The organism is Halomonas sp. HAL1, from assembly GCF_030544485.1.
In the GTDB taxonomy this organism is placed as follows: domain Bacteria; phylum Pseudomonadota; class Gammaproteobacteria; order Pseudomonadales; family Halomonadaceae; genus Vreelandella; species Vreelandella arctica.
Genome location: NZ_CP130610.1, coordinates 3,182,221 through 3,198,334, shown reverse-complemented (window position 1 = coordinate 3,198,334; position 16,114 = coordinate 3,182,221). Strand labels below are relative to the sequence as shown.

At 56.1% G+C, this 16,114-nt stretch carries 10 protein-coding genes; 2 read left to right on the top strand and 8 right to left on the bottom strand.

Annotated elements, in window-relative coordinates:
• Positions 1-87 precede the first annotated feature (87 nt).
• Complete coding sequence (locus Q3Y66_RS14990; RefSeq protein ID WP_008956042.1) at positions 88-2,271, top strand: OsmC domain/YcaO domain-containing protein; 2,184 nt, start codon at positions 88-90, stop codon at positions 2,269-2,271.
• A gap of 95 nt (positions 2,272-2,366) precedes the next feature.
• Positions 2,367-2,582, top strand: coding sequence for a DUF2798 domain-containing protein (locus Q3Y66_RS14985; protein WP_008956043.1), 216 nt, complete (start codon positions 2,367-2,369; stop codon positions 2,580-2,582).
• Between the two features lie 61 nt (positions 2,583-2,643).
• On the opposite strand, the gene Q3Y66_RS14980 is transcribed toward Q3Y66_RS14985, so the two are convergent.
• The 8 genes from Q3Y66_RS14980 to Q3Y66_RS14945 all read right to left on the bottom strand — a co-directional run bounded on the left by Q3Y66_RS14980 (position 2,644) and on the right by Q3Y66_RS14945 (position 16,113).
• On the bottom strand, positions 2,644-3,510 hold the full coding sequence (locus Q3Y66_RS14980) for a DMT family transporter (RefSeq protein ID WP_202945527.1): 867 nt from the start codon (positions 3,508-3,510) through the stop codon (positions 2,644-2,646).
• Positions 3,511-3,768: 258 nt separating this feature from the next.
• On the bottom strand, positions 3,769-3,912 hold the full coding sequence (locus tag Q3Y66_RS14975; RefSeq protein WP_008956045.1) for a hypothetical protein: 144 nt from the start codon (positions 3,910-3,912) through the stop codon (positions 3,769-3,771).
• Between the two features lie 205 nt (positions 3,913-4,117).
• Positions 4,118-5,353: a cation:proton antiporter gene (locus tag Q3Y66_RS14970; protein ID WP_008956046.1), complete on the bottom strand. Its 1,236-nt coding sequence runs from the start codon at positions 5,351-5,353 to the stop codon at positions 4,118-4,120.
• A 46-nt stretch (positions 5,354-5,399) separates the two neighbouring features.
• On the bottom strand, positions 5,400-7,634 hold the full coding sequence (gene glgB / locus Q3Y66_RS14965; protein WP_008956047.1) for a 1,4-alpha-glucan branching protein GlgB: 2,235 nt from the start codon (positions 7,632-7,634) through the stop codon (positions 5,400-5,402).
• Positions 7,627-10,974: a maltose alpha-D-glucosyltransferase gene (gene treS, locus Q3Y66_RS14960; RefSeq protein ID WP_008956048.1), complete on the bottom strand. Its 3,348-nt coding sequence runs from the start codon at positions 10,972-10,974 to the stop codon at positions 7,627-7,629. The genes glgB and treS overlap by 8 nt, the downstream gene beginning before the upstream one ends.
• A 118-nt stretch (positions 10,975-11,092) precedes the next feature.
• The gene (locus Q3Y66_RS14955) at positions 11,093-13,120 is read right to left on the bottom strand and encodes an alpha-1,4-glucan--maltose-1-phosphate maltosyltransferase (protein ID WP_008956049.1); all 2,028 of its coding nucleotides are present in this window, start codon (positions 13,118-13,120) and stop codon (positions 11,093-11,095) included.
• Between the two features lie 58 nt (positions 13,121-13,178).
• Positions 13,179-15,377 carry a glycogen debranching protein GlgX gene (gene glgX, locus Q3Y66_RS14950; protein WP_008956050.1) on the bottom strand — a complete coding sequence of 733 codons (2,199 nt, stop codon included), beginning with the start codon at positions 15,375-15,377 and terminating at the stop codon, positions 13,179-13,181.
• Positions 15,378-15,504: 127 nt separating this feature from the next.
• A complete protein-coding gene (locus Q3Y66_RS14945; protein ID WP_008956051.1) occupies positions 15,505-16,113 on the bottom strand; it encodes a DUF2934 domain-containing protein in 609 nt (202 codons plus the stop codon).
• Position 16,114 lies beyond the last annotated feature (1 nt).

The window sequence follows — 16,114 nt, the reverse complement described above, 5'->3', positions numbered from 1 at the left end:
GTAAAAAACTGGATAATGGGCCGCAATTCGCCTGCTGGCTTGTTTTTGCAAAAGCCTAGGCACACTCATTGCTCCGGATGCCCGCTCATGGAAATCAAAGTTAACTATCTCGACAACCTCCGCCTGGAGGCCAAGTTCGACGATTTTACGGTTATCTCCGACCAGCCGATTCGCTACAAAGGCGACGGCTCGGCACCAGGACCGTTTGACTACTTCCTGGCGTCGTCTGCCATGTGCGCGGCCTACTTCGTAAAGGTTTACTGCAACGCTCGAGACATTCCCACTGAGAATATCCGTCTTTCCCAGAACAATATCGTCGACCCGGAAGACCGCTATAAGCAGATCTTCAAAATTCAGGTCGAGTTGCCGGAAGATATTTCTGAAAAAGATCGCCAGGGCATTCTGCGCTCCATTGACCGCTGCACGGTGAAGAAAGTGGTGCAAACTGGTCCCGACTTTCAGATCGAGACGGTAGAGAACATAGACGAAGATGCCCAAGCGCTGCTTATGGGCGCACCGGAAGGCAGCAGCACCTATATCGAGGGTAAAGACCTGCCGCTGGAGCAGACCATCGCCAATATGAGTGCGATCCTGGCTGACCTGGGCATGAAGATCGAGATCGCCTCCTGGCGCAATATCGTGCCTCACGTTTGGTCGCTGCATATTCGCGATGCGGCCTCACCGATGTGCTTTACCAACGGCAAAGGCGCGACCAAAGAGAGTGCGCTTTGTTCGGCGCTGGGCGAGTTTATCGAACGCCTGAGCTGCAACTTCTTCTATAACGACCAGTTTTTGGGTGAAGAGATTGCCAACAGTGAATTTGTTCACTACCCCAATGAGAAGTGGTTCAAGCCGGGCCCGAACGACGAGCTGCCCGTAGAAATTCTCGACGAGCACTGCCTGGCCATTTACAACCCGGAAGGCGAGCTGTGCGGCTCCAACCTGATTGATACCAACTCGGGTCGTGAAGACCGGGGTGTTGTCTCGCTGCCGTTTGTACGCCAATCCGACGGTGAAACGGTCTACTTCCCCTCCAACCTGATCGAAAACCTGTTTCTTAGTAACGGTATGAGTGCAGGGAATACCCTGGTAGAAGCCCAGGTGCAGTGCCTGTCAGAAATTTTTGAGCGGGCGGTGAAGCGTGAAATCCTCGAGCAGGAGCTAGCCCTGCCGAATGTACCGCAGGAAGTGTTAGCCAAGTACCCAAGTATCGTCGAAGGCATTAACGCCCTGGAAGCACAGGGCTTCCCGGTGCTGGTAAAAGATGCCTCCATGGGCGGGCAGTTCCCAGTGATGTGTGTCACCTTGATGAACCCGCGCACCGGCGGCGTGTTTGCCTCCTTTGGTGCCCACCCGAGCTTTGAAGTGGCGCTGGAGCGCAGCTTGACCGAACTGCTGCAAGGCCGCAGCTTCGAAGGCCTGAACGACCTGCCGCTGCCCACCTTCAATTCGCAGACGGTCTCTGAGCCGAACAACTTCGTGGAGCACTTCATTGACTCGGTCGGCGTGGTCTCCTGGCGTTTCTTTAGTGCCAAGTCCGACTTCGAGTTCAGCGAGTGGGACTTCTCTGGCAGCAATGATGAAGAGGCCGAGACGCTATTTGGCATCTTTGAAGAGTTGGGCGCTGAAGTGTACATGGCGGTACACGAAGACCTGGGCGCACCGGTGTGCCGTATTCTGGTGCCGGGCTACTCCGAGGTATATCCCATCGAAGATCTGATCTGGGATAACACTAATAAGGCGTTGGATTACCGCGAAGATATTCTCAACCTGCACCGCCTCGACGACGATCAGCTCACTGATCTGGTCGAGCGGCTGGAAGAGAGCCAGATGGATGACCATGCCGACATTATTACCCTGATCGGCATTGAGTTTGACGAGAACACCGTCTGGGGTCAGCTGACGATTCTGGAACTGAAGCTGTTGGTCTATCTGGCGCTGCAGCGTCATGAAGAGGCGCTGGACTGTGTGCAGATGTTCCTCCAATACAATGACAACACCGTCGAGCGCGGCCTGTTCTATCAAGCAGTGAACGCGGTGCTGGAAATTGTGCTGGATGACGAGCTGGAGCTAAACGATTATCTACATAGCTTCCAGCGCATGTTTGGCGAGGAAACCATGGCGGCCGTCGTGGGCTCAGTAAGTGGCGAGGAACGCTTCCATGGCCTAACCCCGACTAACATGCAGTTAGAGGGCCTTGAGCGCCACCAGCGCCTGATCGACAGCTACAAGAAGCTCCACGCTGCTCGGGCGGCGAAAGCGGGTAATTAAGCGTTAACCAAGATCAATGACAGTTCATCTCTGCTGGCGCGACGGTACCAGCAGGATGGCTTTGATGTACGTGAAGCGGTAGTTAAGGGCTTTCTATGAAACATAGAATTATTTTCGCAATTCTCATGTCGTTTACGCTGTCGCTGATTATGTCTGCCTGGGTGACCTACGTGAATATTGGTACGCATGCTGACTTCGTCGGCATCTGGATGCATGCATGGCTGTTGGCGTGGCCAGCCGCAGGGATCATCGCGTTTATCAGCGGACCCTTTATTCATAGATTAGCCCACCGCATTGCCGAGAAGATCTAACGAACCAATGGTTAGTCGCTTACAAAGAGCGCTTACAACGAGCACTTGTAAAAAGCTATGCCTAGCTCGACGTAACGCTCAGTGCGGTCACGGTCACCAGGATCAGTCCCATACCGATTATCTGAATAATGTCGAGGCTTCCATCTAAGAGTAAGAAGCCAAATAGTGTTGCAGTAACGGGCTCTACCATGGCTATCATCGAAGCTAACGCGGGCGCGGTGTGTTTCAGGCCGACAATGTAAAGCACAAAGGAGAGACCCGCCCCCAGTACGCCCAGGGCTAAAAACAGCGGCCATTCTGAAGAGCTTACAACGCTCACGGTTTGATCAATATCGCTCGGCAATATCAGCACGATGGAAAGCACTGCAAAGGCAATCGAAAGGATTGCCTGAGGGCTCCCATGGGGAGCTGCGTATTTAAAACCGAAAATGAAAACGGCGTAAGAGAGCCCTGCAAGTAGCCCAGCACCCACACCGATCAGCGATAAATCGCTTGCGCCAATCTCGTAAAGCTTTGTCAAAAGCACAATACCAATCATCACTAAGGCGATTGCCGCCCATTTTGATACCGTGGGCCTTTCAAGCTTTAGCGCGAATGATATGAGATATACAAATACCGGGGCGCAATACATCAATGTAGCTGCAACGGCCACGCTACCGTGCTCAATACTTATGAAATAGAAGGAGAAATTGCCTGCAACACCAAGGCCCGCGATAGTAGACCAAAGCCATAACTGTCGATTCGAGAACCCGCTGCTACGGGGCCGAATCAGCAACCAAACAAGTACGAAAAGAAGCCCGATAAACCCACGGTAAAATGAAACGACTGACGGGGCCCAGCCACTCTCTATAAGGATGCTACCAATCCCGCCGGACACACCCCAGAAAAATGCGGCTAGCGCCACAAACACTGTACTGACACCCATTATTTACTCTCCTTGTAGCCTCGATAAGGCTGCGCAATCCATGCGAAACTGTTTCTATAAAGTGTTAAGGGCTCAAACCTCCAATCCCAGTTGGCGTTTAAAGCGTACGTCGCCCATAAGTGTGGCAGACATTCTATGAAAATCGAACGTTTCAGCACTTACCCAAAGAACCAGTAGCACACTGCAATGGCAGTGGTAACACCTGCTAAATCAGCCACCAGCGCGCAGCCGAGACCATGGCGGATGCGGGTAATGCCCACCTCACCGAAATAGACCGCCAGCACATAGAAGGTGGTACAGCGTCATGGTGCCAAGCAGCACCAAAATAATATCGACGCTCACTTCCGCCATATCGAATAGTGACTGCACCAAGCGAGCAAAGAGTTCACTATCGCCACCCACCATCCACTGCCAGAGCGGCGACGCAAAGGCAGCAATAAAGAAGCTTAACTAAATTCCGTTGAGCATGGCGGGTGGGCATCCTGAGCGGTGAATAATAACTGGATAATCGTGCAGTGCCGCTTATCCTAACCAATCAACGCCCGCCGTCGCTAACCTGGCAGCGAAAGAAAGCGCAAAATCAGTAGCGAATAGAACGCTAAGTGCACTCTTACGATGAAGCGCTGGAATCTTTCATTCGTCTATAAAGATGCGAAAACGGCATGGCGGTCAGCCCGTGTACCAAGATGGACGACACTACCAGCAAGCTCACCACGGGCCAAAGTTCAGCAACATCGGTTTTATGATGAGCCAATGCCGCATAGTAAAGCGCGGCGACCCCAATCGGCCCAAACCAGCCTGAGAAACTGCCATCTAACTTGCTGGGAAGATCCCTAATACGGCCGCCTACTAATAACAGAATGGGTAAGCGGCGCAGGAAAAGTACACCAATCACCAGCAGCAGGGCTGGCCACCCCAAGGAGAGCCACGCTTGCCAGGGGATCATTAAACCGAGCAAGACGAAAATTGGGGAGGTGAAAAAGCGGTCCACGCCTTCCACCACTCTTTCTTCCTCCTGCCGTTCTGAAGCGTTGGCTTGTTGATCAAATGCTAACCCTGCTACGAACACAGCGAGGATTCCATTGCTGCCCACCAGCTTCACCGCGGCAAGGGTGGTGAGCGCAAGCGCTGTGGTTACCATTAGCATCGACGGTTGGTCGATGGTGTTTTTTTCTTCAGCCTTGCGCATTGCAAAGCCTACCGTGTAACCGATGATGGCTCCCAACATAAGGGCCGCTAAAATATCGCCTCCTATAATCCCTAGCATGTGTACGGTTATTGATTGATCAGCTGGTAACGTCAGCAAAAACACAGCAAACATGACAAAGATGAATGTCAGCCCATCGTTGGCACCCGATTCACTCGAAATGATATGGCGTAGATAAGCGGGGAGGTTCTCTTTAGCAACGGGGCCGGTCACCAGGGTAGAAGCAACCACCGGGTCTGTGGGGGTAATCACAGCACCGATGAGTAACGCCGCTCCTAATGGCAGACCAAGAGCCCAGCTGGTTATAACGCTGCTGCACAGCCACATGACCGGCATGCTCACCAGCAATAACACGCAGAGCGATCGCCAGTGGTGAAAAATATAGAATTTGGGGAGCCGCAGCGCGATACCCATCAAACCAATGGCGAGGGCTAGACGGGCCACTTGCTCTAAAATGGCCATTTCATTCCCCCACTGCGCTGGGTCAAGAAGCCCAAACCCGGTAGGCCCCAACACCACCCCGACCAGCAGCAAGCTGACGGAGTCGGGCAAGCCGACGCGCTTCAGCGGTGTTGATAATAGCCCTAGCAATAAGGCGCTAGCTGCAACGACTAATAATCCAATATTAAATTCGTGCATATTCTTATACTGCCACCAGGTTTAGGTCGTGTTTTGGCTGAGCACCTCAGTCAGTGTGGGGCATGCCGGCCGGACGTAGCAGCAATACCGCGAGTGGCGGTAGCGTCAACTCCAGGCTGGCGATTTGCCCATGCAGGGGGGAGTCTTCAGCGGTTAGCCGACCCAGGTTGCCCATGTTGGAACCGCCATAGCACTCCGCGTCACTGTTAAGACATTCTTCCCACCCCCCAGTCAGCGGCACGCCCAGCCGATAACCCATACGTGGAATTGGGGTCATATTGGCAACCACCAGCAACGGCTCACCGGTGGCACTCCAGCGTAGCCAGGCAAAAACGCTATTGGTGTTGTCATTGCCCACGACCCAGGTAAATCCCCGTGGTTCGCTATCGCATTGGTGCAGAGCGGGCAGCTCGACGTAGCAGCGGTTAAGGTCGCTAAGTAAACGGTGGACACCGGCATGCCGGGCTTCGGCGAGCAGCGACCAATCCAGCTCACGGTCGTGGCTCCACTCCCGCCACTGACCGTACTCGCAGCCCATAAACAGCAGCTTCTTACCGGGTTGCGACCACATGATGGCAAGATAGGCGCGGAGATTGGCGAACTTCTGCCACTCATCGCCGGGCATCTTACCGATCAGCGACCCCTTGCCGTGGACTACTTCGTCGTGAGAAATCGGCAAGACGTAGTGCTCAGAGAAAGCGTAGACCATCGGAAAGGTCATATCGTGATGCGAGTAGTTGCGATATACCGGGTCCTTGGCGATGTATTCCAGTGTGTCGTGCATCCAACCCATGTTCCATTTATAGGCAAAGCCCAGCCCGCCCTCCTTGGTCGGCTGGGTGACACCGGGCCAAGCGGTTGACTCCTCGGCAATAACGATGGTGCCGGGGGCTTCCTCGCTGATGACGTCATTGAGGTGGCGCAGGAAGTCGATGGTTTCCAGGTTTTCGTGACCACCAAAGCGGTTGGGAATCCACTCGCCTTCGTTACGGGAGTAGTTGCGATAGAGCATTGAGGCAACGGCATCGACACGTAGTGCATCGACATGGAAATGCCGCAGCCAGTGCAGTGCCGAGGCGAGCATAAAACCATGCACTTCGCGCCTTCCCAGATTATAGATATAGGTGTCCCAATCCTGATGGAACCCCTCAAAAGGATGCTCATATTCGTACAGAGCGGTGCCATCAAAGCGTGCCAAACCGTGGGGGTCGGTGGGAAAGTGGGCCGGCACCCAGTCGAGAATGACGCCCAGCCCTGCGCGATGGCACTCATCAACGAAGTAGGCAAAGTCGGCAGGTTTACCGAAGCGGGCGCTAGGCGCAAACTGGCTCAGCGGCTGGTAACCCCAGGAGCCGCCGAACGGGTGCTCCATGATGGGCAATAGCTCGACGTGGGTGAACCCCATGTCCAGCACATAAGGTATTAATTGCTCGGCCAGATCACGCCAACTATAGAGTTCGCCGTTGTCGCCGCCATGTTTGCGCCAGGAGGCAGCGTGCACTTCATAAATGCTTATTGGATGGGTCGAGTCATGGATATTTTGCCGCTGGGCGATCCATGCGTCGTCATGCCAGGTAAAGGGGGTGGTATCAGCTACCACCGAGGCGGTAGAGGGCGGTGCTTCGGTGGCTAAAGCAACTGGGTCGGCACGCAGGCCAATCGCACCGTGGGCCTCGACCACCTCATATTTGTACGCCTCCCCAGGCCCAAGGCGCGGTACGAATATCTCCCACACCCCGGCAGCGATGCGCAGGCGCATTATGTGTCGTCTGCCGTCCCAGCTATTGAAGTTACCCACGACGGAAACACGCTGGGCATTCGGCGCCCAAACGGCGAAGCGCACGCCGTTGACGCCATCCACCGTCATGGGCTGGGCACCCAGGCAGTGCCCCAGCTGCCGATGATTGCCTTCGCCTAGCAGGTAGAGATCCATTTCGCCCAGCAGCAGGCCGAAGCTATACGGGTCCTCGGTTATCTGTTCGCCTTGGGGCCAGCGAATACGCAGCAGATAGGGAGCCGCATGCGGCAGCCGGGCAGCGAATAGGCCAGGGATTTGCATGCCCGTCAGGCAGCAACGCACACTGCCGCCGTCGCGGTCGAGTACATCAACCCCTACCGCGCCGGGTAGGAATACGCGCAAAAACTGCCCTTTGCCATCACTGTGAATACCGAGGATGGCGAAGGGATCGCGATGGGTTCCTTGCGCTAGAGCGCTGGCGTCTTCCTCAGTCAACCACAAGCTGCGATCCAGAAGGGGTCGGGTGTGAATAACATTATTCATGTGGCTCTCCTGGGCTAAGTTGTTCGATGAGGGCAGCTAAGCCGTGCAGCGGCACACCCAACCATTCGGGGCGGTTGGCGGCTTCGTAGGCGGTTTCGTAAGCCGTCTTTTCCAGCACGAACAGATCCACCGCCGCAGCGGCTCCGCTGGCTTGCTTCCATTCGTGGGGTATTTCCATGGTGGCCAGCCAATAAGCGTTGAGAAAGGCTTGGCGACCTTTAAGCAGGTACTGCTCCACCACCGCATGGCTGGTGCCGGTATGCGTATCAGCGCCTTCATTGTCGCCGGGCCGGGCTTCCTCCACCTTGGCATAGGCGTAGTCGAAGGAGCGCAACATGCCAGCCACATCGCGCAGCGGGCTATCCTTCGCGCGACGCTCTTCCAAGGGCCTGGCCGGTTCGCCTTCAAAATCGATGATGAAGGCATCATCATGAGCCACCAGAACTTGGCCAAGATGTAGATCGCCATGAATACGGGTGAGTAGGCTGCCTTGGGCAAGTTCCGCCATCTTTTTGATGGCATCCATCAACGTAGCGCGGCGAGCCAAAATAATGTCGGCAAGCCGCTGTTCGGCTTCGTTGGCAGTGTTCTTGTGCTGCTCCAGCACGTTTAGCGCTTCCTCAACACGCTGCGTCACGCGTTGTGTCCAGTGCTGCACATGGGAGGGACCGGCGACTTCGGGCGTGAATGCTGGGTCGTCGCTGGGCGTCGCCAGCACCATATGCAGCTCACCCAATCGACGCCCTAAGGTCGTGGCAAACTCTGCCAGCTCCTCGAAGGCGCCGTAGCGGGCTTCGGCTTTTGGCTCGCTTGCCCGTTCGTCGTCCGCCACCGCTTCACGAATGGCACGTTCCAGCTTATTGCGCGTCCATGACCAGGCATCGCCCTGGTTGTCGATGAAGCCTTGCAGAATCATGAGCGTTTGCGTGGCTCCCTCTTCGAGCCGGGTGACCACGCCGTACAAAGGCACGGTATGCGTAAAGCCCCGCTCAGTCAGGTAACTGCCGATTTCCGCTTCGGGATGAATGCCTGGCTCCAAGCGTCGGAACAGCTTGAGCACTAATTGATGATTGATGATCACCGAGCTATTGGATTGCTCGGCACTCTGCTGCACCACCTCGAGGTGCTCGGGAAGTGTCAGTTCGGCGAAGGCGGCGGTTGGCAAGAAATGAATTTCTCCTTTCTCATAAGGCAGCACGGTGCCTAGGCGCATGTTTTCTAGTACCGCCAGTGTAAAGGCATCCAGGGTGACCGCATCGGTGAGTAGCCCCACTTCGTGGAAGCGACGAACACGGGCCATGGCGAGCTGTTGGGGTAGCGGATTGCTCTGTTCATCTTCGCCCAGGAAAGCCAGCGGCAGTTGGTAGCGCTCGCTGCCTTGACCATGTTTGACCTCCACTTCGCTAAACAGCAGCGTATGGCCGCTGTGCTCAAGGCTGGCAGTGGCGTGTAAGTGGACTTCCTCAATACGCGCCTGCTTGGCGGCGAACCAACGTCGCTTGGGCAGGTAGCTGGGCAGCGTCTCGCGTTCGAGTAGTCGCCTGGGTGTCTCCTCAAAAATCTCGTTAAGGCGCTTTTTGATAATCAGCGTAACGAAATCCGGCATGGGCTCTGGTACAGGCACATGCCACTCCGGCATGGCGGTAGCCGGGGCCAGCAAGAACCAGAAAAAACCGTAAGGAGGCAGCGTCAGCAGGTAAGCCAGTTTACCCACCGGTGGAAAAGCGCTTCCGCCGACCATTTCTACCGGCACCTGACCGGAAAACGCGGAAAGATCGAGCTCCACCGCCTGGGCAGTGCTGGCTACATTGGCCACGCACAGCAGTGTTTCTGTTTCGCCATTATCGAGTGTCATCTCGCGTAGGTAGGCGAGAATATGCCGATTGGAGGGGTAGAGTGGCCGCATGGTGCCACGGCTGAAAGCACGGTGCTGGCTGCGTACTGCGAGTAGCCGCCGCATATTGCTAAGCAGCGAGTGCGAGTCACGAATTTGTGCTTCGACATTGACCGTTTGATAGCCGTAGAGCGGATCCATGATCGGCGGTAGCACGAGCTTGGCCGGGTCGGCGCGGGAGAAGCCGCCGTTGCGATCCACCGACCACTGCATGGGCGTGCGCACGCCGTCACGGTCGCCGAGATAGATATTGTCACCCATACCAATCTCGTCACCGTAATAGAGCACCGGCGTGCCCGGCATGGAGAGCAGCAGGCTGTTAAGCAGCTCAATACGCCGCCGGTCGCGCTCCAGCAACGGCGCTAACCGACGACGAATGCCCAAATTAATACGAGCCCGACGGTCGGCGGCGTAGTGATTCCAGAGGTAGTCGCGCTCCTTATCGGTCACCATTTCAAGGGTCAGTTCGTCGTGATTACGCAAAAAGATCGCCCACTGGCAGGTGGCCGGTATTTCCGGGGTTTGGCGCAGAATATCGGTAATTGGGAAGCGGTCTTCCTGGGCGAGAGCCATGTACATGCGCGGCATTAAAGGGAAGTGGAACGCCATGTGGCACTCATCGCCATCGCCGAAGTAGGGCCGGGTATCCTCGGGCCACTGGTTGGCTTCGGCGAGCAACATGCGGTCAGGGTAGCGCTCGTCGAGCACCGCGCGGATCTTTTTGAGCACCACATGAGTTTCGGGCAGGTTTTCGTTGTTGGTGCCTTCGCGCTCGACCAAATAGGGAATGGCATCCAGGCGGAGGCCATCGACCCCCATATCGAGCCAGTACTCCATGACCTTGAGAATCTCCTCGAGTACCACGGGGTTATCGAAGTTGAGATCCGGCTGGTGGGAGTAGAAACGATGCCAGAAGTAGGCGCCGGCCACCGGGTCCCAGGTCCAGTTGGAGGATTCGGTGTCCAGAAAGATGATGCGTGTGCCGGGGTACTTTTGGTCGGTGTCTGACCACACATAGAAGTCGCGTTCCGGTGATCCTGCTGGCGCCTGTCTGGCGCGTTGAAACCACTCGTGTTGGTCAGACGTATGGTTGATGACCAGTTCGGTCAATACGCGCAGGCCGCGCCGGTGGGCCTCGTTGATAAAGCGCTGGGCATCCTCTAGCGTGCCGTAATCGGGGCTAACGCTAGTGTATTCAGCGATATCGTAACCATCGTCGCGACGCGGCGAGGGGTAGAACGGTAAAATCCAAATCGTGTTAACGCCCAGGCTGACGATATAGTCCAGCTTCTGAATCAAACCTTCGAAATCGCCGATACCGTCGTCGTTGGCATCGAAGAAGGCCTTCACGTGTACCTGGTAAATCACCGCATCCTTATACCAGAGTGGGTCATCGAGGAAATCCATCGCCTCGACGGCGTGTGTTTCGCTGCTGGCATCCATCATTGGCTTACCCTCTCTGCTTTGATCATTAGGTAACAATTGACATGAACTAGCGGCTTCCAAGCCAATACCGTTGTTAATAAACCGGTAGCTAATAAACCGGTAGCTAGTGAACCGGAAGCTAGTGAACCGGGCGAAGTCGCCAAATGGCGAACGGCATAACGCTGGGGTCTAAGTGCATCGATTGCCATTTGCCATGCCAAGTCCATTGACGGCCACTCATGAGATCCTCCACATGCAGCGCCGCCTCATCGGGAAGTTCGAATAGCGCCATGGGCAACTCAAAGGCGCCCTCCTGAGGCTCAAACGGGTCAAGGTTGACGGCGACCAAGATGGCCTCGTCGCTTAGTTCGGTGCGCTTGGCGAAGAGAAGAAGCCGGTCGTTGTGTACCGCATGGAAGGTCAGCCCAAGATGGCTATGCAGCGCCGGATTCTCGCGACGGATGCGGTTGAGTTGGGCGATCTCATAGATGATGTTGCCGGGGGCGCTATAGTCGCGCAGGCGAATCTGGTACTTCTCTGAATCGAGGTATTCCTCCTTGTCGGGTACCGGTGCGCCTTCGCAGAGTTCAAAGCCGGAGTACATGCCCCACAATCCTGATCCCATGGTGGCCAGCGCCGCGCGAATCAGGAATCCCGCCCGCCCAGACGATTGCAGAAAATAGGGATTGATATCCGGTGTGTTAACGAAAAAGTTGGGCCGATAGCCGTCACGCAGGGGCGATTCATTGAGTTGCGTGAAGTATTCGGTTAACTCCGCCTTGGTATGGCGCCAAGTAAAATAGGTATAACTCTGCGTGAAGCCCAGCTTGCCCAGGCGCAGCATCATGGCCGGGCGGGTAAAGGCCTCCGCCAGGAAAATCACATCGGGATCACGTTGGCGAAGATCGGCAATTAACCATTCCCAAAAGGGCAGCGGCTTGGTGTGTGGGTTATCAACCCGAAATATCTTTACCCCTTCATCGACCCAGCCTTGAACCACATTGCGCAGTTCAAGCCACAGCGAGGGAATCGCTTCTTCGGCGTAGAAATCGACGTTGACAATATCCTGATATTTCTTTGGCGGGTTCTCTGCATAGCGAATTGAGCCGTCGGGCCGCCAGGAGAACCAGCCGGGGTGCTCCTTTAGCCAGGGGTGATCCGGTGAACACTGAATGGCAAAATCGAGCGCTATCTCTAGGCCATGATCCGCCGCGACACGCACCAGATCGCGGAAATCTTCGCGGGTGCCAAGTTCAGGATGGATGGCGTCATGTCCGCCTTCTTCGCTACCAATGGCGTAAGGGCTGCCTGGGTCGTTCGGCCCGGCTTCAAGGCTGTTGTTAGGCCCTTTGCGATACGCCCGACCGATGGGATGGATAGGCGGAAAATAGAGTACGTCAAAGCCCATGTCGCGGATTAACGGTAGCCGCCTGTGCACATCCTTGAACGTGCCGTGGCGATTGGGATCGTCGGTTTCCGAGCGGGGGAACAGTTCGTACCAGCTGGCAAAACGCGCTTTAAGCCGTTCGACTTCGAGCGGATAGAGGGCGTCGCTTCTGGTTAGGTGCGGACGAGTATCCGCTTCGTGCATCAATCTAGTGGTTTCATCATCTAATAGCAGCGCGACGCGGTCTGCATCATTCTGCACCAGCCGGAATTGCTCAAGGAGGTCAGACAGTGATTCATAAAGCGTTCCTTCGCTACGCTCGGCGGCTTGTTCCACCAGTTGTCTGCCTTCTTCCAGTTCGAGCCCGATGGGAACCCCCGCCTGGTGTTTCTTGGCAAGTTCGTAGTGATAAGTGGCATACACATCCCACCAGGCTTCAATAATAAAACCATGGCGGCCCACCCGGAGAGGGGTGAAACTCCCTTCCCATACATCCAGGCCGAGGGGCTCGACCTGGCTCATGGGCGCGCGCTGTTGCTGCCCCTCATCGTCATGCCAGCAGATAGCCGCTGCCAGCACATCGTGTCCGTCCGCGAAGATGGTTGCTTTCACCACTACCGTTTCGTTAACGATGGCCTTGGTCGCAAAGCGCCCTTGATCCAGGGAAGGGGTGACGGCTTCAATGGCAATGCGCGGGGCATGGGTGGCCGCTAGGCCATGGTCCTGGTGTTGACTCTGTGCCGGGAGAGCCCCGGACGTGGGATAGACAGGTGAACTCATCGCATGCTTCTCCTTGCAGCGCGAAAACGACAGCGAAGGTATCCGCGCCGCCTTATATCTAGGTAACGACGCCTTCGCCGTGCTGTACGAGCTCTAGCAGGGCCAGTGAACGACCTTCCATCCTATGTTCCTCACCAAAGGCGCGCTGGAAGGGGGCTTCCTCAATGGTTTGGCTGGTGTCGAGGCGGCATAACCATCCGCTACCACTCGGGGCGGCCGGTAGTTGAAAAGCGACGGCCTCGTGGTGCGCATTGAAAATTAGCAGCAAGGTGACATCGGCCCCCGCACGGCGTATGCCGGAAGGCTGGGCGCGACCATCGAGTAAGAGGCCGAGTGTGCGCGCCTCGGTATCTTCCCAGCGCTCAATATCCATTTCGGCACCGTCCGGGGCCAGCCATGTTACTTCCTTGAGCCCCATTTCTTCGTTGTACTCACCGGAAAGGAAGCGACCTCGCCGCAGGATGGGGTAGCGCAATCGCAGCGCGATCACCCGCCTCAGGTACTCAATCATGGCGTGGGCGTCACCGTCTAAGTTCCAGTCCACCCAGCTGATCTCGTTATCCTGGCAGTAGGCGTTATTGTTGCCTTGCTGGGTGCGTAGAAGTTCATCGCCTGCCAGCAGCATCGGCGTGCCTTGGGAGAACAGCGTGGTAGCGATAAAGTTACGGATCTGACGCAGCCGTAATGCCTGGATATCCTCATCGTCAGTAGGGCCTTCGACGCCATGGTTCCACGATAAATTGTGGCCATGGCCATCCTTGTTATCCTCACCGTTCGCCTCGTTATGCTTATCGTTGTAGGCCACCAGATCAAAAAGGGTATAGCCATCGTGGGCCGTCACGAAGTTGACCGAGGCGAAAGGCCGCCGTCCACGCCGCTTGAAGAAATCCGCCGACGCCATTAGCCGGGTAGCAAGCTCCGGTAACTGCCCTTCATCGCCGCGCCAGAACGCGCGTACCGTATCCCGGTAGCGGTCATTCCACTCCGCCCAGCCCGGCGGAAAGCCACCGACTTGGTAGCCGCCGGGTCCGCAGTCCCAGGGTTCGGCAATTAGCTTGACTTGGCTTAGAACGGGATCCTGTCGGCAAGAGTCGAGAAAACCGCCGCCCTCGTCGAAGCCGTGGGGTTCGCGGCCAAGAATGGTCGCCAAGTCAAAGCGGAAACCATCAACACGCATCTCGGTGGCCCAGTAGCGCAGTGAGTCAGCGACCATTTGCAACACACGCTGATGGCTCAGATTAAGGGTGTTACCCGTGCCGGTATCGTCGATGTAGTAGCGCAGTTCGTCGGGCATCAGCCGATAGTAAGAGGCGTTGTCGATGCCCTTAAGGGAAAGGGTGGGGCCTAGTTCGTTGCCCTCGGCGGTGTGGTTGTAGACCACATCGAGGATGACCTCAAGGTCGGCGGCATGATAGCGCGCCACCAACTCTTTAAATTCATTAATGCTGTCGCCAGAGATATAGCGCGAATGGGGGGCGAAAAAACCGAGCGTGTTGTAGCCCCAGTAATTGCGTAGCCCTTGCTCTAACAAGCGCTGATCATCAACGAAGGCGTGGATCGGCAATAGCTCCACTGACGACACGCCAAGCGAGCGGATGTAGTCAACCACATCGTTGACCATCAGCCCGGCAAAGGTACCGCGAAGTGCTTCCGGCACCGACGGATGACGCATGGTGTAGCCACGCACATGGGTCTCATAAACAATGGTGTGATCCCAAGGCAGCTGCACGCCTCGTGAGCGCCCCCAGGTGAAGGCCGGGTCGATTACTCGGCAACGTGGCATAAACGGTGCACTGTCCCGCTCATCGAAACTTAAATCACCATCGGGATGGCCGATGGTGTAACCAAACAGCGCTTCATCCCATTGCAGGTCACCCACAATCTGCTTGGCGTAAGGGTCGAGCAGCAGCTTGTTGGGGTTGAAACGGTGGCCTTCCTCGGGCGCGTAAGGCCCATGCACACGGTAACCGTAAAGCTGGCCGGGGCGGGCGTCGGGTAGGTAGCCATGCCAAACTTCATCGGTGTATTCGGGCAGCTCAACACGCGCCACTTCCTGTTCGCCGGTTTCATCAAACAGGCATAGTTCAACTCGGGTGGCATTCGCGGAGAACAGCGCGAAATTAACGCCTAGCCCATCCCAGGTCGCCCCTAAAGGAAACGACGACCCTTCGTGAACACGTGCGTGCCGCATAACGCTTGGGGTTTCGTCGGCGGCAACGGACTTATCGCTGTCCCGCGAGGGGTGGCTTGTATTCATTGCATTCATCCTTGGGCCATTCGGGCACTTGGGAGTTAGCTAACGTTTTAACGTCTGTTTGTTAACAAGCGTTTTTAACGACATTTCTTAACAACAGCTTTTAACGACCGTTTTTAAAAAAAAGCTTTTAACTCTCGGGGTCGCTTGTCTTAGGCGTGTTGGTTTTCTTCGCCTTTGGTGTCACTTTTTTCGCTGTCTTGGCATCTGTCTTTTTAGCCGTTGCCGCCTTACCCGCTTTCTTAGGTGTGTTGGCTGTCTTAGTTGTGTTCGTCTCTTCGCTAGCGGCCAGCGGGTCGCTGCTACGCCGCGGGCGGCGGGTACGCGCCACCGTGGCGGAGTCCTCAGGCAGTGGCTCCATCGAACTCGCTGTAGCGTCGGGATCGGTGGGTGCCTGGGGCGGATGGCCACGATCCTGTACCGGCAGATCCTGCCCGACTACGGTGTCGTCGCGAAAGGGAGCTTCATCAAAGGCGGGGTCGCCGTCGGGGTCTTCCAGCGGTAAACGGTTCTCCTGTATGCCCACCTCGTCATCCTCTAGCGGCAAGTCCTCCTCCAAGATAGGTGTTTCGTCCAGAGGCTCACCGACTTCTTCCAAATCGGCGTCGTTACTGGCTGCTTGCTCAGCGGCAACGATCTTTAACGCTCTGTCCCAATGGCGTTGCTGTTGGCCTTCGGGGCGTCCTTCAGCTTCCCAGATGCTGTAGGCCAGTTGACGTACGCGTTCTTCGTCAGTCATG